This is a genomic window from Bacillus sp. JH7 (assembly GCF_001563515.1).
Classification (GTDB): domain Bacteria; phylum Bacillota; class Bacilli; order Bacillales; family Bacillaceae_G; genus Bacillus_A; species Bacillus_A cereus.
This window is the reverse complement of sequence record NZ_LPUS01000001.1, coordinates 253,092-271,927: the sequence shown is the minus strand read 5'-3', so window position 1 is coordinate 271,927 and position 18,836 is coordinate 253,092. Positions and strand designations below refer to the sequence as shown.

The window sequence follows — 18,836 nt, the reverse complement described above, 5'->3', positions numbered from 1 at the left end:
TCACTTCCTTATTTTGCGTCGTACCAAGTTGGACCGTAAGAATAATCAACTTTCAGCGGAACTGCGAGTTCAATTGCATGCTCCATTACTTCAGGTACAAGCTTCTCTAATTTTTCAATTTCTTCTTTTGGTGCTTCAAATATCAATTCATCGTGTACTTGCAGAAGAAGACGTGCTTGTAATCCTTCTTCTTCTAAACGATCCGCCATAATAATCATCGCTTTTTTAATAATATCTGCGGCAGTACCTTGAATTGGTGTATTCATCGCTGTACGCTCAGCGAAGCTACGTAAATTGAAATTACGACTCGTAATTTCTGGAATATAACGGCGACGATTTAATAATGTAGCCACATATCCTTTTTGTTTCGCATCTTTTACGATGTCCTCCATGTATTCTTGTACACCAGGGAAACTTTCTAAATACTTTTCAATAAATTCCGCTGCTGCTTTTCTTGTAATTCCTAAGTTTTGTGAAAGACCATAATCACTAATACCATATACAATTCCGAAGTTAACAGCTTTCGCTTGTCGTCTCATATTTGAAGTTACTTCATCTTTTTCAACGCCAAATACATCCATAGCTGTTTTCGTATGAATATCCATATCATGTTGGAATGCTTCAACTAGCCCTTTATCATTTGCAATATGAGCTAATACACGCAGTTCGATTTGTGAATAATCAGCCGCATACATAATCCATCCTTCTTCTGACGGAACAAATGCCTGACGAATCTTTCTTCCTTCTTCTAATCGAATCGGGATATTTTGCAAGTTCGGATCCGTTGAACTTAATCGACCTGTTTGCGTTAACACTTGATTAAAGCGAGTATGAATTTTAGATGAATCTTCATGTACAACTTTCAGTAAACCTTCAATGTAAGTTGAATTTAGTTTCCCTAATTGACGATAATGTAAAATATTTGGAATAATTTCATGGTGATTCATAAGCTTATCTAGTACATCAGCTGACGTAGAATAACCTGTTTTCGTCTTTTTAATAACCGGCAAGTTTAAGTTCTCAAACAGAATAACACCAAGCTGCTTCGGTGAATTAATATTAAATTCTGTTCCCGCAAGCTTATAAATTTCCTGTTCCATTTCCTTTAATCTACCCGCAAGTTCTTCTCCCATATTACGAAGACGCTCTGTATCAACTTTTACACCCTTTACTTCCATATCAGCTAATACACGTGCAAGCGGCAATTCTAACTCTGTAAACAGTTCATATTGCTCATTCTTCTTTAACTCTTCAACGAATGTTTGCTTTACATCATATAATACATGAACTTTACGAGCCACATGCTCCGCTACTACCTCTAACTTTGGAACAGCACGCTTCGCACCTTTTCCGTAAACTTCTTCATCAGATTTCACAGCATGCGTTTCTTTCATTTTCGCTACAGTACGGAAGTCTTTATCCGTATCAGCTGGATCAAGTAAATAAGCAGCGATTAATAAATCAAAGTCAATCCCTTGCATATCTATCCCATTCCATTTCAGTGCAACGATTGCACGCTTCGCATCAAATGTATGCTTTCTCATTTCTCCATCTGCAAGCCACTCTTTAAAAGCATCTGACTTAAGAGCAATGTCTGTCTGAATAAAGTAACATCCATTTTCATTTTGAATACCGAAACCTTGAATGTCTGCTTTATGATAGTTATCTTCTTGTACTTCAACGATAAGCGCACTATCTTGCTGAAGCATTTCTTCTGTAACTTCTTCCACAATATCAAATGTAATATCATCTAATTCAGCTGGAGCAGTTTCTTCTGGCGTAACGCCTAATTTATTTAAAAGAGATGTAAATCCTAAACTCTCGAACATTGGAATGACATCACTTGCTTCATATCCTTTATACGCCATATCATCCACATGAACTGTAATCGGCGCATCTGTAATAATAGTTGCAAGATCCTTACTCATAAGAGCTTGTTCTTTATTTTCTTCCAGTTTTTCTTTTAATTTCTTCCCACTTACTTGATCTATATTTTCATACACCGCTTCAACCGTTCCAAACTGTGTTAACAATTTAATTGCCGTTTTTTCACCAACTCCTGGTACACCCGGTATATTATCTGACTGGTCTCCCATTAAACCTTTCATATCGATAATTTGCTTTGGTGATAAGCTGTATTTTTCAAATAAAGCTTCTTTCGTATATTCATCCACTTCTGTAATCCCTTTTCGCGGAATACATACAAGCGTGTTATCAGAAACAAGTTGAAGTAAATCTTTATCTCCTGAAATAACTTTTACACTTGCCCCTTGCTCACTCGCTTCTTTCGCTAACGTTCCCATGATGTCATCCGCTTCATAATTTTCTAATTCATAACGCGGTACATTGAACGCATCCAGCATCTCACGAATAAATGGGAATTGCTCTGATAATTCAGGTGGAGTCTTTTGACGCCCTCCTTTATACTCACTATACGTTTTATGACGGAACGTTGTTTTGCCTGCATCAAACGCCACTAACATATGAGTCGGCTTTTCTTCCTCTAATATTCTCATTAACATCATTGTAAAACCGTAAATTGCGTTCGTATGTATACCTTTGTCGTTATTTAAAAGCGGTAGTGCAAAGAAAGCACGATACGCGATATTATTACCATCTACTAATACGACCTTTTTTTCCAAAATTAAAACCTCCCCATACAAATTTGAAATGATTTTTTTCACAGAAAAAAACCGTTCCTTTCCTCTCTCTATATTAACATGACTAATAGAGAGAAGAAAAATAACGGCTATTTTCTTTCATATATAAAGCAGACTTATATTGGCATAAAGGGAAGTGACGAGAACAGCTTAACTATTCTCGTCCAAAATTACTCCTTGGATGAAGGGGTTTTCATGTATTATATTAACAGAGCTTTATTAATATTTAATTAAGCCATTGTTAATATATTGTAAACATCCTTCATCCTATTTTTCAGTTGCTGATTTCGGTAAAACAACTGTAAACGTTGTCCCTTCTCCAACTTCACTATCTACTGTAATCGTACCTTGATGCGCCTCAACTAAATGCTTTACGATCGACAATCCAAGGCCGGTACCACCAGTATTTCTACTTCTTGCTTTATCCACCCGGTAGAAACGTTCAAAAATACGCGGAATTTCCTCTTTACTAATACCAATTCCAGTATCCGATACTTTTATATAAGCATTATATTTATCTTCCGCTAACTCTACTGAAACAACGCCTCCAGCCGGTGTATATACGATTGCGTTATTAATTAAATTAATAAAGATTTGTTTCAAACGACTTGGATCTCCAATAACAGAGGCACGTTTTAATACATTTACTTGTAAAGAGATCTCTTTTTCTCCTGCTTTATTATCAAGCACCATATGAATATCTTCAAGCAGCCCCTTCATGTCAACGGTTCCCATATTTAATTTAAATCCTTGTTGTTCGATCTTCGACAAATCTAATAAATCTTCAATTAATCCTTGCATGCGCTCACTTTCTTTTAAAATAATGTGCAAGAAATGTTCGCAGAATTTTTTATTATCCATCGCTCCGTCTAAGAGTGTTTCTGAAAAACCTTTAATAGAAGTAATCGGTGTCTTTAATTCATGAGAAACATTCGCTAAAAAGTCTTTTCTCATTTGTTCTAATTTCTTTAACTCTGTTATGTCATGGAATACGAGAACAATCCCTTTCCATTCATGGTTTGTCCCGATAATCGGCGCTCCATATACTTCGAAATGCTTCCGTTCAATTCCAAGTGGCAATAACATTTGTTTACGCACTTTCACTTCTGTCATAAAGATTTCTTCTACAAGCTCAATAATTTCTGTATGATGAAACGATTCATAATATAAGCGATCTAAATATTCTTCATCTGTTACGTGGAAAGTTTCCTTATAAGAGCGGTTTACAAGGTTTATATATCCTCGGCTATCAATTAAAATCATTCCACTTCCCATATTTTCAATTAACGTGTGCAGACGATCTTGCTGCATTTCTTGTTCAAGTGTCATCTCTTGTAAATTTCGTGCTAAAATATTAATCGCTTTACTCAGCATTCCTGTTTCATCCGAATGACTTTCGTATGCACGTGCTTTATAATTACCCTTTGCCAATTCAATTGCAACTTTCGTAACCGATTCAATTGGCCTAATATATTGCCCTGTAATTTTCATACCTAAAAATACAACTACGAGACAAGCAATGACAAATCCGATAATTAATAATCCCCACGTTTTTTGATGTACGTCTCTTAAAGGATCAATTATACTTTTCACCAAAATGTATCCTTGTTTTCCTTCTACATCTTGAACGAACACCGCATGATAAAATTCATTCTTTCGATCCGTTTCTTTCGTAATTACTTTACTTCGTTGTTTTGCCACTTCCGAAGAAAGTTCTTTAATCGTCTCTGGACTAAATGCCAATTCTTGTCCTTTTCTATATTGAACTTTCTTTTTTTCATCCAAAAATACGATAGAAACTGGTATTTTTTCTTCTAACTTTTCAAATACGTATGGATTTTTTAAGACATTATTAAAACCTTGCTCTTCTGCTAACGTCGCAACATACTCCGTCTCTTTTACCATTCTCTCTTTAGCATGATCTATATAGTAGTTTTCAAACACAGTTTCTAGTAATAAACCTAGTCCAACTAAAATAAATACAATAAGAGAAACAAATGTAAAAAGAAGCCTGGAACGAAATTTATTCATTCCCTTTTGGCTCCTCTAATTTATATCCTAAACCACGTATCGTTTTAATGTACGTCGGTTTTTTCGTATTTTGTTCAATTTTATCGCGCAAATGGCTAATATGAACATCAACAATTCGTGTATCACCAGCAAAATCATAATTCCATACAGCACTTAATAATTGATCACGTGTCAACACGCGACTTTTATTTTTCGCAAGATACACAAGTAGTTCAAATTCTTTTGGTGTTAATTCAAGCTTTCTTCCTTGGAAATAAGCCTCATAAAACTCCGGTAAAATTTTAAGTTCTGCAATTGTGATGCTATCTTCGTCTGGCGCTTCTGCAACTTGTTCTTCTTGTTGTAATTTCGTGCGGCGCAAAATTGCCTTCACACGAGCAACAACTTCTCTTGGACTAAATGGCTTTGTCATATAATCATCTGCCCCAAGTTCAAGGCCTAGCACCTTATCAAACTCATCATCTTTTGCCGTTAACATTAAAATCGGCGTCATAACGCGCTGCAATCGTAATTCTTTACACACTTCCATACCATCCATTTTCGGAAGCATTAAATCTAATATAATTAAATCTGGGCGTTCTGTTGTCGCTTTTTGAAGCGCCATTTCTCCATCCATCGCTGTTATAACTTCAAACCCAGCTTGTTGTAAATTAAATTCGATTAAAGTTAAGATAAATTCCTCATCATCAACTACTAAAATACGATTGTTCATTCTTTTCCTCCAAGTTATAGACTTGAAACCTTCTTCATCCTAGTATTTTCCCCGTTATTCTCATCATACTAGAAAACAAGGTCCCTCTCAATATAATTGTCTATTCATGGATTCGGATTGTGCTATTGTTATTCCTAAAAACAATTACGTTCGCCTCAATTATGTTTTGTTATCCATACTTTATATACTTCCATATCGTTATTAAATTCTACTTCCGTATGAATATTGAGTTCTCAATTTTGCGCTAAAAGAAAAGATAAAGCATACGCTATTTTATAATCTGGTGTTTCATATCCATCAAATACTCTCTCGTACATTTCATTCACAAACCCGCCTGCCCACACTTCAGCTTCTCTTACCGTTTCAAAGATCACTCTTCTCTTTTCCACCTCACCTAAAAAACCACTCCTTTAATTGACTTCAATTACCGATAATAATATTATTAATCTTAATATATAAATTAATAATATTTGGAGGTCTATTATGCGACTAATACTATCCATTCTATCTTTAGCAGTCACATGTATCCTTGCTTTTAACGCTCCTAGCTGGGATACGATTAAAACGGGTTGCTCAGAATTTGCTGAAGGGTTCAAAGAAGGGTTTTTCAACTAAAAATGGCGCTAGCATCCTTATTAAAGGTATGCTAGCGCTATTTTTAGTTTCATCTTTTAAAAGTTATCTAATGCTTTTTCCATAATGGAAACAGATTTATAAGGTGGCGTTACTGTTAATGAACCCTTTACAACAGTTTCTCCTTTTTCATCATGAGCAGATACAAGCATATCAATTGTATGTTCCTCCTCAGAAACAGCCACAACTTCAAAGTGGATTTGTAACGTTTCATAATGGTGAACATGTTTCACGAATGTAAGGTCCTTTCTCGTAATATGACTTCCTGGACCCGGTAAATATTTCGTAACCGCCGTTGTAATCATTCCCGTTAGCATAATGCTTGGTACAATCGGCTTTTCATACGGAGTTTGGGATGCGTAATCATGCTGAATATATAATGGATTGGCATCATTCGTTAACCCTAAGTACAATAACAAATCTTTATCCTCAATTTTTTCAGTGATAGATAATTTCTCTCCTACTGTAATTTCATCCATTTTACGACCAATTTGAACTTTTTTCTTTAACATGTTACAACCCCCTCCGATTTTTTCACCTTATTATCCTACTAAAAGCGATACCTTATCCGAAATTTACTATGATGAGGGCAATGTATCGTATAAATCTAAAGTTTCATTATAGGATATTACAAATGATAGCGTTTTCATATTATTTCAAAAAAACAATTCGGTAAATAGTAGAAAAAGATTCGGAATCCCGAATCTTTTTCACTACTATTCAATTATTAAACAAGAACTTTCATTACGTTACGTACAGATTCTACAGAGCGATCTAACGCTTCTTTTTCATCTGCAAGAAGTTCTAATTCAATAATTTTTTCAATTCCGTTACCACCTAGAATTACTGGTACCCCTAAGTAAAGGTCACTATAACCATACTCACCTTCAAGGTACGCAATAGCCGGTAATACACGGCGTTGATCTTTTAAGATTGCTTCTGTCATTTCAACTAAAGAAGCTGCTGGTGCGTAATATGCACTACCGTTTCCTAATAAGCCTACAATCTCACCGCCACCTTTACGTGTACGTTCTACGATTGCTTCTAAACGCTCTTTCGGAATTAACGTTTCTAACGGAATACCGCCTGCATAAGAATAACGCACAAGAGGTACCATGTCGTCACCGTGTCCACCAAGAACAAATCCTGTAATATCTTTTACAGAAAGATTTAATTCTTGTGCGATGAATGTACGGAAACGAGCTGTATCTAATACACCCGATTGACCGATAACACGCTCTTTCGGGAATCCTGCTTCTTTAAATACAGAATATGTCATTGCATCAACTGGATTTGTTAACACAACAATAATTGCATTTGGTGAATGTTTTGCAATGTCGCGCGTAATACTTTTCATAATTTTAGAGTTTGTTGCTACTAAGTCATCACGGCTCATACCAGGCTTACGTGCAATACCTGCTGTAATAACGACAACGTCAGAATCAGCAGTATCTGCGTAATCAGATGTTCCAATAATGTTAGCATCAAAACCTTGTACTGGGCTCGCTTCTAACATATCTAACGCTTTCCCTTTTGTTGGATTTTCCAGTTGTGGAATGTCCACTAATACAACATCTGCAAGTTCTTTTTGTGCTAATAAGAATGCCGTTGTTGCTCCTGTAAATCCTGCACCGATGACTGAAACCTTCTTGCGTTTGATTGTCATAATTTACCCCCCGCTTTAATTATGCGTTTTTGATTATCGCTACATCCATGTTTTTAATAAGTTCATTAGCGAACTCAGAACATTTCACTTCTGTTGCACCTTCCATTAAGCGTGCGAAATCATAAGTTACTACTTTTGAAGCAATTGTTTTCTCAACAGAAGCAGTTACTAATTTCGCAGCTTCGTTCCATCCTAAGTGTTCTAATAATAATACACCTGAAAGAAGAACAGAAGATGGGTTTACTTTATCTAAACCTGCATATTTTGGAGCTGTACCGTGTGTAGCTTCAAAGATAGCATGTCCAGTCACATAGTTAATGTTTGCACCAGGTGCAATACCAATTCCACCTACTTGTGCAGCAAGTGCATCAGAGATATAGTCACCATTTAAGTTCATTGTTGCAACAACATCGAACTCACGTGGACGAGTTAAAATTTGTTGTAAGAAGATGTCTGCAATAGAATCTTTTACGATGATTTTTCCAGCCACTTCAGCGTCTGCCATCGCTTTATTCGCTGCATCTTTACCATCTTTTTCAACAATACGATCGTATTCAGCCCAAGTAAATACTTTGTCGCCGAATTCTTGTTCCGCTACTTCATAACCCCAGTTTTTGAAAGCACCTTCTGTAAATTTCATAATGTTTCCTTTATGAACTAATGTAACAGAAGAACGTTTTTCGTTAATTGCATATTGAATTGCAGCACGGACAAGACGCTTTGTCCCTTCTTCTGAAATCGGCTTAATACCAATACCAGATGTTTCTGGGAAGCGGATTTTATTAACACCCATTGCTTCTTTTAAGAAAGCAAGAACTTTTTCTGCTTCTGGAGATCCTTGTGCATATTCAATTCCAGCATAAATGTCTTCTGTATTTTCACGGAAAATAACCATATCAGTATCTTCCGGACGTTTTACAGGTGAAGGAACACCTTCAAAATAACGAACTGGACGTAGACATACATATAAATCTAATTCTTGACGAAGTGCTACGTTTAGAGAACGAATACCACCGCCAACTGGAGTTGTAAGTGGACCTTTAATCGCGATTAAATATTCACGAATTAAGTTTAAAGTTTCTTCTGGTAACCACTCGCCTGTTTGGTTGAATGCTTTTTCCCCTGCAAGCACTTCTTTCCAAACGATTTTCTTCTCACCATCATAAGCTTTTTCAACTGCTGCTTCTAGTACGCGAGATGCAGCTGCCCAAATATCAGGACCAATTCCATCTCCCTCGATAAATGGAATAATCGGATTGTTTGGTACATTCATAACACCATTAGTTACAGTAATTTTTTCACCTGTCGTCAATGTGATAACCCCCATGTTTGAAATTTCATATGTATGAAACTGAGGGAATAACCCCTCAGTTCAAACCGTTAGTCAAATTAAAATATTCTAATCATTACATCTTTCTGAAAAAATCAGACTTTTGAAAGCGTATTTTCACTATCAAAATAGTGTTATTCGCTTATCGTTGTGCAATTGGAACATACACTTGATGCGTTGGTCCATTATAATCAGCACGCGGACGAATTAAACGGTTGTTTTCATATTGTTCTAGAATATGAGCTAACCAGCCTGACATACGGCTAATTGCAAAAATAGGTGTAAATAAGTCATGGTCAATTCCTAAACAATGGTATACAGAAGCTGAATAGAAATCAACATTTGGTGGAAGACCTTTTTCTTTTGTTACAATGTCTTCAATTTTGATAGACATATTATACCATTTCTCTTCTCCTAAAAGCACGCATAATCTCTTAGACATTTCACGTAAGTGTTTTGCACGTGGATCACCCTGCTCATACACACGGTGGCCAAAGCCCATGATTTTCACTTTATTTTGAAGAGCATTATGAATATATGACTCTACATTTTCTTCTTCACCAATCTCAGTTAACATCTTCATTACATTTTCATTTGCCCCACCGTGAAGAGGACCTTTTAATGCACCGATTGCTGCTGTAATACCAGAATATACATCTGAAAGTGTAGCTACGCAAACACGTGCAGTAAATGTAGAAGCGTTTAACTCATGATCTGCATGAAGTACAAGCGCCTTATCAAAAGCTTCAATTTCAACTTCATTTGGCTCGCGATCATTTAACATGTACAAGAAGTTTGCAGCTAATGATAAATCCTTTCTTGGCTCAACAATATCTAAACCTTTACGGATTCTCGCGTAAGCAGCAACTAAAGTTCCGACTTGCGCCTGTAATTTAACCGCTTTCAAATAATTGGACTTTTCATCCATAATTTCAGCGCTCTCATCGTATAATGATAGCATGGAAATTGCAGTTCGTAAAACAGACATCGGATGTGCAATTTTTAAATCTACTTGTTTCAAATATGTTAAAATCTCACCTGGAACTTTATAGTATTCTGATACAATTTCATTAAATTCCGCTAGTTCTTTTTCATTAGGAAGCTTGCGGTGCCATAATAAGTACACTACTTCTTCAAACGTAGCATTCTCAGCTAAATCATCAATATTATACCCAACATAAGTTAATGTATCATCAATAATAGAGCTCACAGATGATGTTGTTGCTACTACCCCTTCTAAACCTCGAATAACAGTCATGACATTCTCTCCTTTTCCTGAAAATTCTCCCAACCTTGCTCCTTATATCTATTTGCTCCCCTTTTGAATTATGAACGCCCGTTCACTCTTTAGGCAAGCAAAATGCACGATCATGCAAATTTGTTGCGATGTTCCCCTCTTATTGTCCATTGTTTACATGGAAAGCATGAGCGTGAATGTCTCCCCGAATCCTCACGCTCAAAACAACAAGTTAGTGAGGAAAATACATTCCGAAGAGTTTTATGATAAAAACAACATAAAACAATATCATTATAAAATTGTTTTATGTTGTTTTTATTTTATCTGGTGTAAAGTCTCTGCTGTTATGTAACTTTTCAAAGTTTCTAATCCTATTATAAACAATTATCTGACTTTTGTGAACAGAAAGAATTCAAAAATTTTATATTACTATAAAATTCCTTATTTAAACATTTGTATAATACTCATAACCGCATAGGCAATTCCAGCCCCAATTAACGGACCAACAGCAACCCCATTAAATAGCGCAACCGCTATAATTGTCCCAAAAACAAGCGCAGTTGTAATGTGAGGATCCGTCGTCAACAATTGTACGCCGCCTTTCGCTAACAAAGCGACCGCTACACCTGAAGCTAAAGCAATCCACGCATAATAAGATTTCGCCGCTTCTCCAAGTTGTTTAAAACCTATTTCCCCTGTCGCAATCGGTACGAGCACCGCTATTGTAATGACCGTTACACCTAGGTTAATTCCTTTCGTTTGTAAATAAGGAAAGACCTTATCTCCTAAAAACGTAAACTTCAATAAAAATAACACACCAATAGCTACAGTAAGCGATTGGTTTTTAGCAATAAGTCCTATAATAAGTAGTATGAATAAAAATAACGTTGACTGACTAATCATGTTTGCACTTCCTTTCTGAAAATAATGAACTCATTTCCAAACAAAAATACCTTTAAACCTATCGTTATACATGCTATATCGATGCCTATTCAACATGAATCACTTCATTTTTCATGTATTTTAAAATGACACACTGAGACTTTCACCATCAAAATTTAAGCATGTATACATTTTAAAAAACGGGCGTCTCTTCTTTCTTTTCTAATTAGAAACAGGTAAAATAAAAAGAAGAGAAAATGAAGTTTTTACCATATAGTAGAAGCATCAACACCAAGCTTTCACAGTCACTCACATACTGAAAAAGCAGGAAAAATCCATCATTCCACTATAACATAAAGTGAAACTTTAATCAGTGGGGCACACTCGTTATAAGTTGAACGAATTAGGATAATCCAAATTGGAATGGGAGGTATACATCTTTGAACCGAAACTTACTATATATGATATTGCGACTCATATTTGTCATTGTAGCAACGGTAGCTGGGTTCTATGTATTACTATACATGTCGGGGCTTATCTATCCTTTTATTATCGCTTTTGCATTTGCTTATTTGATTAATCCTGTCGTCAATTTCCTTAATCAAAAACTACAATTTCCTCGCGCACTAGCAGTACTCGTTAGCTTAATTCTCGTATTTGGAGCTATCGTTGGACTTGTTACATATCTTGTGACTGAAGCAATATCTGCCACAACATACTTACTACAACTTGTTACAGTAAAGTTTCCAGATATCGTTACATTCGCTCAGCAATTTGCACTTAATCATATTATGCCTCTCTACGATGATTTAATCTCTAAATTTAATCATCTTGGAGAACCACAGCGCTATACAATTACACAAAACATTCAAAACTTAGGAACAGAAGCAACAACACAAATGAAAGAACTTTTAACCGCCATTATAAGCGGGTTAACGAATTTCATTAGTGCACTGCCAACAACTTTAACTGTCCTTGTATTCATTTTATTAGCCACTTTCTTCATTAGTTACGATTGGCACCGTCTTGCTCAGAAAGCAAGAAAATTGCTACCGAATCGTGTACATGGCTATGGAAAAACTATTTTTGTCGACTTAAGAAAAGCTTTGTTTGGTTTTGTGAAAGCACAACTTACACTCGTATCTATGACAACCGTCATTGTACTAATCGGACTTTTAATATTACGCGTACCATACGCCATTACTATTGCGATTATTACAGGAGTTGTAGATTTACTACCATACTTAGGAACAGGCGCAGTCTTCGTTCCATGGGTTATATACGTATTTTTCACTGGCGATACCGCATTCGCCATTGGTCTTCTCATTTTATACATCGTCGTGATTGTCCAAAGACAAATTATGGAGCCGAAAGTACTTTCATCTAACATCGGTCTCGATCCATTAGCAACACTCGTCGCTCTATTTGTCGGTTTTAAACTTTTTGGCTTTTTAGGATTAATCATCGGCCCAGTCACCTTAGTACTACTTAATACATTACACAAAGCTAATGTCTTCCATGACTTGTGGAAATATATTAAAGGTTCACCTTCAAAATAATAGTTTCTAATTCATACACAACAAAAAACTTACATGTAATCAGTGGGAAATTCCCACTGATTATTCCTTGTACTTATTTTTCATACTCATTACATAAAACAAGAGAATTGCACTCAAAAAAGATAATTCTCTTGTTTTTTTGCATAAAAAACGCATATTTCGTGGTATTTTTACATATTTATTCTATTTGTTTTATAATTATTATTTACATTTATTGCTTTTTATGTAAATGAATAAATATACAAAATAGCATAAAATAAGACTTCAACTAACAATCTCCGCCTTTTATATGAATTTTTTACACCAATCGTTCCTTTATATAAGAAAGCAAAACTTTAATTTAGCAGCGTTTCCCTCCATCTTATTCATCTAAATTAATAGCACTAAAAAATCACAAGTTTAATCGAAGCACAACAAGAGTTCAAATGAAAATTATATAGCAAATATAATGAGCAGACGTTTTGTTCATCCCCGCTCATCATTCGCCCCACATCAGACACTTACGAGCAGCCCAATTTCGAGATAGAAATTCCCCCCACAAATAGCGTGGTAAAACAAAGCTTCAATCAGAAAGTTCCTCTCCTCTTACAAGACAAAAAATAGCACTTAGATTTCTACAATCTAAGTGCTATTTCTGAATAATAATAGTAGAGTTCTTTCTAAATTTCCATTCCATCCACTTCATAACAAGCGGCTTCAATAAAGCTCTCGTAATAGGGATCACGCAGATAAACCCTAGCACATCTGTCACATACCCAGGAAGCACTAAGAGAATACCTCCTACAAATACAAAAATACCATCTAGTACCGCCTCACCTGGCATTTCCCCTCTATTCAACTTAGATTGAATCTCTCCAAGCACTTTAAACCCTTGTCTTTTCGCCAAATACACACCTACAACACCTGTAAATACAATCATAGCGAACGTAGACCATAAACCTATTACATGACTCGATCCAATTAAGACCGTAATCTCAATCGCTGGTATTAAAATAAACAAGAATAGCAACCACTTCATAGTTCTACACCTCTCTCACATCTCACTTTTAACACCCTCACAACGCCTATATACATCATATGAAATATAGATATCCTTTCATATTAAAACCCATAACAAACAGCTTTTAAAAGCAATTCTAGGCGTTTTAAGCTAATTCTATCTCGTTTTTGTGTAAAAAAAAGAGAAGGACTCCGATCCTTCTCTCCGTATTACTTATAGCACTTCCGCATGTCCATTATAAACAATTCCGCGTGCTGCATCAACTGTTACTTCTTGGCCATTTTTTAAAGTTGCTGTTACGCCGTTTACACCAACGATAACAGGAATACCGATTGATACGCCTACAACAGCTGCATGGCTTGTTAAGCCACCTTCTTCTACAACTAAAGCCGCAGCTTTTTCGATTGCAGGAATCATATCTTTATCAGTGCTTGTTGTAACAAGGATATCACCTTCGTTTACGTTCGCTACAGCTTCAGCAGCTGTTTTTGCTACAACTACTTTACCTTTTGCAGCTTTACGACCGATTCCTTGTCCTTTAGCAATTTCTTCACCAACAACGTGGATTTTCATTAAGTTTGTTGTACCAGTTTCAGCAACTGGAACACCAGCAGTAATCACTACAGTATCTCCAAGTCCGATTAGACCTGCATCCATACCTGTTTGAATTGCTGTATCTAACATTTCGTCAGTTGAAGCTGCGCGCTTCTCAGCCATAAATGCTTGTACACCCCAAACAAGTGCAAGACGACGTCCTACTTGCTCGTCAGATGTTACAGCTACGATTGGAGATTTTGGACGGTATTTAGAGATCATTTTCGCAGTATATCCACTTTCTGTTGGAGCTACGATTGCAGCTACATCAAGAGCAAGTGCTGTATGCGCAACAGATTGGCTAATTGCATCTGTAATTGTTGGAGTGAACTCTTTAATACGTTTTTTGAACATATCTTCATATTGTAATGATTTTTCAACACGTACCGCAATGTTAGCCATCATTGTTACCGCTTCTACTGGGTATTGTCCAGCAGCTGTTTCACCTGAAAGCATGATTGCATCTGTACCATCGAAGATTGCGTTAGCTACGTCACTTGCTTCCGCACGAGTTGGACGTGGGTTACGTTGCATAGAATCTAACATTTGTGTTGCAGTAATAACTGGTTTACCTAACACGTTACATTTTTTAATTAGACGTTTTTGTACTAACGGTACTTCTTCTGGTGGAATTTCTACACCCATGTCACCACGAGCTACCATTAAACCGTCAGAAACTTCTAAGATTGAATCGATGTTGTCGATACCTTCTTGGTTTTCGATTTTTGGTACGATTTGGATGTATTGAGCGTTATGCTCTTCTAATAATTCACGGATTTCTAATACGTCAGACGCTTTACGTACGAATGAAGCTGCAATGAAATCAACTTTTTGCTCGATACCAAAGATGATATCTTTTACGTCTTTTTCAGTGATACCAGGAAGCTTAATGCTTACGTTTGGTACGTTAACACCTTTTTTATTTTTTACAGTTCCGCTGTTAAGAACTTTTGTACGGATGTTTCCGTCAGCTTTTTCGATTACTTCTAGTTCGATAAGACCGTCATCGATTAGAATACGAGAACCTGGGTCTACATCGTCATAAAGACCAGCATAAGATACAGAGAACTTCTCTGCAGTACCTAATACTTGCTCAGTAGAAAGAACTACTTCTGCACCTGTTACAAGCTCAGCTTGTCCGTCTACGAAGTCGTGAGTACGGATTTCTGGACCTTTTGTATCAAGTAAGATACCAACTGTTTTACCAGTTTTCTTTGAAGCTTCACGAATGTTTTTAATACGAGCTCCGTGCTCTTCATGGCTACCATGAGAGAAGTTTAAACGAGCAACGTTCATACCTGCTTCGATTAATTGCTCTAATTTTTCAATACTTTCACTAGCAGGACCTATAGTACATACAATTTTAGTTTTACGCATATTGCACCTCCGAAAATTATGAAACCGTTCCCAAATATCTGACATTACGCCGATTAGATGGATAATTCTTTAGATAATTGATACATATCTTTATCGATTGTATGCTTTTGAGCTAACGCTTCGATAATATCATGATCAACAAGTTTGTTATCTTGAATACCTACACAACGTCCACCTTTACCAGCAATTAACAATTCAACTGCTCTTGCGCCAAGACGACTTGCTAATACACGGTCTTGTGCACTTGGTGATCCACCACGTTGTACGTGACCTAATACAGTTACACGAGTATCAAAGTTTGTTGCTTCTTCAATGTGCTTACCGATGTCAATTGCACTTCCAACACCTTCAGCTACAACGATAATACTGTGTTTTTTACCACGTTCACTACCACGCTTCAGACGAGCGATAACATCATCCATGTCATACTCTTCTTCTGGAATTAAGATTGTTTCCGCACCATCAGCTAAACCAGCCCATAATGCGATATCACCAGCATGACGTCCCATTACTTCGATAACATATGTACGTTCATGAGATGTAGCTGTGTCACGAATTTTATCAATTGCATCAATAACAGTGTTTAAAGCTGTATCGAAACCAATTGTGAAGTCTGTTCCAGGGATATCATTGTCGATTGTACCTGGTACACCAACACATGGGAATCCTTGTTCAGTTAATTTTTTAGCGCCTTGGTAAGAACCATCTCCACCAATAACAACAAGTCCTTCGATACCGTGTTTCTTTAATTGCTCGATACCTTTTAGTCGTACTTCTGGATCTTTAAACTCAGGACATCTTGCTGTATATAATTTCGTACCACCGCGGTGGATAATATCGCCAACAGAACCAAGTTCTAATTTTTCAATGTGACCAGAAATTAATCCAGCGTATCCATGGTAAATACCATATACTTCAATATCATGGAAAATCGCTTTACGAACAACTGCACGAATGGCAGCATTCATACCAGGTGAATCTCCACCACTTGTTAATACACCAATACGTTTCATTTGTACTCACCTCATAAAGATTATTTGCCTTATAATAAAATAACACGAAAAAATATAAAAATACAATGGAGAAGATGTGTCTTTTCATAATAAAAACGTGCATTCGCGAAGTGGAACGCACGCTTTTCTTATTTTATCCAAATGGAAGCGTTTGAAAACGAAACTTGCCCAATTTTCATATATTTTTCATAACGTTTTTCGATTAATTCATCTTTCGAAATTCCGTTTAATTGTTCAAAAGTTTTTCGAATCATTAAGTCTATATTTTCTGACTGTTTTAAAATATTACGGTGAGCTCCGCCTCTTGCTTCTGGAATAATTTCGTCAATTACACCTAATTCTTTCAAATCTGCTGCTGTAATTTTCATTGCCTCTGCAGCTTCCTTTGCTTTTCCTGCATCTTTCCAAAGAATTGCCGCTGCACCCTCTGGTGTAATAACAGAATAAGTGGAATTTTCTAGCATATGAATGTAATCTCCTACTCCAAGACCTAGCGCACCACCACTACCGCCTTCACCGATAACGATACAAATAACTGGTACCGTTAAACCTGCCATCTCAAATAGGTTGCGGGCAATAGCTTCACTTTGTCCACGTTCTTCAGCTGCTTTACCAGGATAAGCTCCCTTCGTATCGATGAAACAAATAATAGGACGATTAAACTTTTCCGCTTGTTTCATGAGACGCAGTGCTTTTCGATATCCTTCTGGATGAGGCATTCCAAAGTTACGGCGAATATTTTCTTTCGTATCTTTTCCGCGCTGATGCCCAATTACAGTTACAGGCATCCCTTTATATTTCGCAATGCCGCCGACAATCGCTGCATCATCGCCAAATAGACGATCTCCATGACATTCAAAAAAATCAGTAAATAAGTGCTCAATATAATCGAGCGTTGTCGGTCGTTCTGCATGACGAGCAATTTGAACACGGTCCCATACTTTTAGATTGCCGTATATATCTTCCTCTAAATTTTCTAGCTTTTCTTCCAAAATACGAATCTCCTCACTGAAGTCCATCTGGCTGTTTTTCGTATAGTCTTTCAGTTCACGAATCTTATTTCTTAGCTCAACAACTGGTTTTTCAAATTCTAGCTCTGCCATACAGCCATTTCCCCTCCTTGATGAACTTCTAAAATCTTGCGAAGCGATTCTCTCATATCATCACGATGCACCACCGCATCTAATTGACCATGATCTAGTAAGAATTCTGCCGTTTGGAAATCTTCCGGTAGTTTCTCACGCACCGTTTGTTCAATTACACGTCTACCAGCAAATCCGATAAGTGCACCTGGTTCTGCAAGATTATAATCACCAAGTGAAGCGAAACTCGCTGAAACCCCGCCCGTCGTTGGGTGAGTCATAACAGAAATAAATAATCCTCCTGCATTACTATGCTTTTTCAAAGCTACGCTTGTTTTTGCCATTTGCATTAAACTTAATATCCCTTCTTGCATACGGGCACCACCCGAAGCAGTAAAGATAATAAATGGAACTTGTAAGTCGTACGCCTTTTCAACCGCACGGGCGATTTTTTCTCCTACTACAGAGCCCATGCTCCCCATTCGAAAACGAGAATCCATTACTGCAACAACAACAAGCATGTCATCAATTGTTCCTTCACCAGTTACAACCGCTTCGTTCAATTCAGTCTTCTTACGATCGCTCTCTAGTTTCTCTTCATAACCTGGAAACTCGAGTGGATTTAATGAAACCATTTCTTTGTCATACTCACGGAATGACCCTTCGTCCAATATACTATTAAGACGTTCCCATGCATTCATAGGATGATGATATCCACAATTCACACATACTTTTAAATTTTTTAGAAGTTCTTTCGTATACATGATTTTTTTACATTCCGGACATTTTGTCATAACGCCATCTGGCACATCTTTTCGTACTTGTTCTGAAGGTATTGCAGCGTACTTTTTCTTTTTCACGAATAAATCTCTTAGCACAATTTGACCCCCTTCGTTGAGAGCTAAGGTTAGCGTAAGAAGAAAATGGGGCTAACACCAAAGTTTGATGTTAGCCTTATCTTCTCAATCTGTCTAATAACCTCACTCTTTACGTTTAACTTTAACCGCTAAGCGGTAGAATGTTTGTCATAACGTGTCATGGTCATTTCGACAAATTTTAT

15 protein-coding genes and 1 pseudogene are annotated in these 18,836 nt (G+C 36.7%); 2 read left to right on the top strand and 14 right to left on the bottom strand.

The features are described from left to right. Positions 1 to 8 precede the first annotated feature (8 nt). The 4 genes and pseudogenes from polA to AU379_RS30830 form a co-directional block, all read right to left on the bottom strand. Positions 9 to 2,642: a DNA polymerase I gene (gene polA / locus AU379_RS01515; protein WP_000412803.1), complete on the bottom strand. Its 2,634-nt coding sequence runs from the start codon at positions 2,640 to 2,642 to the stop codon at positions 9 to 11. A 285-nt stretch (positions 2,643 to 2,927) separates the two neighbouring features. Then, positions 2,928 to 4,691 carry a sensory box histidine kinase PhoR gene (gene phoR / locus AU379_RS01510; protein ID WP_001032110.1) on the bottom strand — a complete coding sequence of 588 codons (1,764 nt, stop codon included), beginning with the start codon at positions 4,689 to 4,691 and terminating at the stop codon, positions 2,928 to 2,930. Beyond that, positions 4,684 to 5,403, bottom strand: a complete 720-nt coding sequence (gene phoP, locus AU379_RS01505; RefSeq protein ID WP_001065220.1) for a two-component system response regulator PhoP — start codon at positions 5,401 to 5,403, stop codon at positions 4,684 to 4,686. Before phoP ends, phoR begins: the two co-directional genes overlap by 8 nt. Positions 5,404 to 5,558: 155 nt before the next feature. Beyond that, positions 5,559 to 5,797: pseudogene (locus AU379_RS30830) on the bottom strand (hypothetical protein). Positions 5,798 to 5,886: 89 nt separating this feature from the next. Between AU379_RS30830 and AU379_RS31100 the strand changes: the two are divergent. Beyond that, positions 5,887 to 6,018 carry a hypothetical protein gene (locus AU379_RS31100; RefSeq protein ID WP_001237022.1) on the top strand — a complete coding sequence of 44 codons (132 nt, stop codon included), beginning with the start codon at positions 5,887 to 5,889 and terminating at the stop codon, positions 6,016 to 6,018. Positions 6,019 to 6,074: 56 nt separating this feature from the next. Here AU379_RS31100 and AU379_RS01500 read toward each other — a convergent pair whose 3' ends face one another. The 5 genes from AU379_RS01500 to AU379_RS01480 all read right to left on the bottom strand — a co-directional run bounded on the left by AU379_RS01500 (position 6,075) and on the right by AU379_RS01480 (position 11,172). Then, entirely contained in the window at positions 6,075 to 6,548 is a 474-nt protein-coding gene (locus AU379_RS01500; protein ID WP_000914181.1) for a MaoC/PaaZ C-terminal domain-containing protein, read from the bottom strand. Between the two features lie 215 nt (positions 6,549 to 6,763). Beyond that, positions 6,764 to 7,702 (bottom strand): malate dehydrogenase, encoded by a 939-nt coding sequence (gene mdh / locus AU379_RS01495; RefSeq protein WP_000153232.1) that lies wholly within the window; start codon positions 7,700 to 7,702, stop codon positions 6,764 to 6,766. A 19-nt stretch (positions 7,703 to 7,721) separates the two neighbouring features. Next, positions 7,722 to 9,014, bottom strand: a complete 1,293-nt coding sequence (icd, locus tag AU379_RS01490) for an NADP-dependent isocitrate dehydrogenase (RefSeq protein WP_000206898.1) — start codon at positions 9,012 to 9,014, stop codon at positions 7,722 to 7,724. Between the two features lie 160 nt (positions 9,015 to 9,174). Next, on the bottom strand, positions 9,175 to 10,323 hold the full coding sequence (gene citZ, locus AU379_RS01485) for a citrate synthase (protein WP_000503652.1): 1,149 nt from the start codon (positions 10,321 to 10,323) through the stop codon (positions 9,175 to 9,177). A 387-nt stretch (positions 10,324 to 10,710) separates the two neighbouring features. Then, the gene (locus AU379_RS01480) at positions 10,711 to 11,172 is read right to left on the bottom strand and encodes a DUF441 domain-containing protein (RefSeq protein ID WP_000625507.1); all 462 of its coding nucleotides are present in this window, start codon (positions 11,170 to 11,172) and stop codon (positions 10,711 to 10,713) included. Between the two features lie 419 nt (positions 11,173 to 11,591). On the opposite strand from AU379_RS01480, the gene ytvI reads away from it, so the two are divergent. Continuing rightward, positions 11,592 to 12,710: a sporulation integral membrane protein YtvI gene (gene ytvI / locus AU379_RS01475; protein WP_001081388.1), complete on the top strand. Its 1,119-nt coding sequence runs from the start codon at positions 11,592 to 11,594 to the stop codon at positions 12,708 to 12,710. Positions 12,711 to 13,338: 628 nt separating this feature from the next. Here ytvI and AU379_RS01470 read toward each other — a convergent pair. The 5 genes from AU379_RS01470 to accD all read right to left on the bottom strand — a co-directional run bounded on the left by AU379_RS01470 (position 13,339) and on the right by accD (position 18,654). Further along, positions 13,339 to 13,728, bottom strand: coding sequence for an FxsA family protein (locus tag AU379_RS01470; protein WP_000871631.1), 390 nt, complete (start codon positions 13,726 to 13,728; stop codon positions 13,339 to 13,341). 195 nt (positions 13,729 to 13,923) lie between these two features. After that, positions 13,924 to 15,681, bottom strand: coding sequence for a pyruvate kinase (pyk, locus tag AU379_RS01465; RefSeq protein ID WP_001232673.1), 1,758 nt, complete (start codon positions 15,679 to 15,681; stop codon positions 13,924 to 13,926). 53 nt (positions 15,682 to 15,734) lie between these two features. Further along, entirely contained in the window at positions 15,735 to 16,694 is a 960-nt protein-coding gene (pfkA, locus tag AU379_RS01460; RefSeq protein WP_000821157.1) for a 6-phosphofructokinase, read from the bottom strand. Positions 16,695 to 16,822: 128 nt separating this feature from the next. After that, positions 16,823 to 17,797: an acetyl-CoA carboxylase carboxyl transferase subunit alpha gene (gene accA / locus AU379_RS01455; RefSeq protein ID WP_000818804.1), complete on the bottom strand. Its 975-nt coding sequence runs from the start codon at positions 17,795 to 17,797 to the stop codon at positions 16,823 to 16,825. Beyond that, positions 17,785 to 18,654 carry an acetyl-CoA carboxylase, carboxyltransferase subunit beta gene (gene accD, locus AU379_RS01450; protein WP_000942859.1) on the bottom strand — a complete coding sequence of 290 codons (870 nt, stop codon included), beginning with the start codon at positions 18,652 to 18,654 and terminating at the stop codon, positions 17,785 to 17,787. The genes accA and accD overlap by 13 nt, the downstream gene beginning before the upstream one ends. Between the last annotated feature and the right edge of the window lie 182 nt (positions 18,655 to 18,836).

Coding starts and splice junctions, on each gene's coding strand:
- phoP (WP_001065220.1), bottom strand. CDS start 5,403: ATGAACAATCGTATTTTAGTAGTTGATGATGAGGAATTTATCTTAACT.
- pfkA (WP_000821157.1), bottom strand. CDS start 16,694: ATGAAACGTATTGGTGTATTAACAAGTGGTGGAGATTCACCTGGTATG.
- AU379_RS31100 (WP_001237022.1), top strand. CDS start 5,887: ATGCGACTAATACTATCCATTCTATCTTTAGCAGTCACATGTATCCTT.
- accA (WP_000818804.1), bottom strand. CDS start 17,797: ATGGCAGAGCTAGAATTTGAAAAACCAGTTGTTGAGCTAAGAAATAAG.
- mdh (WP_000153232.1), bottom strand. CDS start 7,702: ATGACAATCAAACGCAAGAAGGTTTCAGTCATCGGTGCAGGATTTACA.
- AU379_RS01470 (WP_000871631.1), bottom strand. CDS start 13,728: ATGAAGTGGTTGCTATTCTTGTTTATTTTAATACCAGCGATTGAGATT.
- phoR (WP_001032110.1), bottom strand. CDS start 4,691: ATGAATAAATTTCGTTCCAGGCTTCTTTTTACATTTGTTTCTCTTATT.
- AU379_RS01480 (WP_000625507.1), bottom strand. CDS start 11,172: ATGATTAGTCAGTCAACGTTATTTTTATTCATACTACTTATTATAGGA.
- pyk (WP_001232673.1), bottom strand. CDS start 15,681: ATGCGTAAAACTAAAATTGTATGTACTATAGGTCCTGCTAGTGAAAGT.
- AU379_RS01500 (WP_000914181.1), bottom strand. CDS start 6,548: ATGTTAAAGAAAAAAGTTCAAATTGGTCGTAAAATGGATGAAATTACA.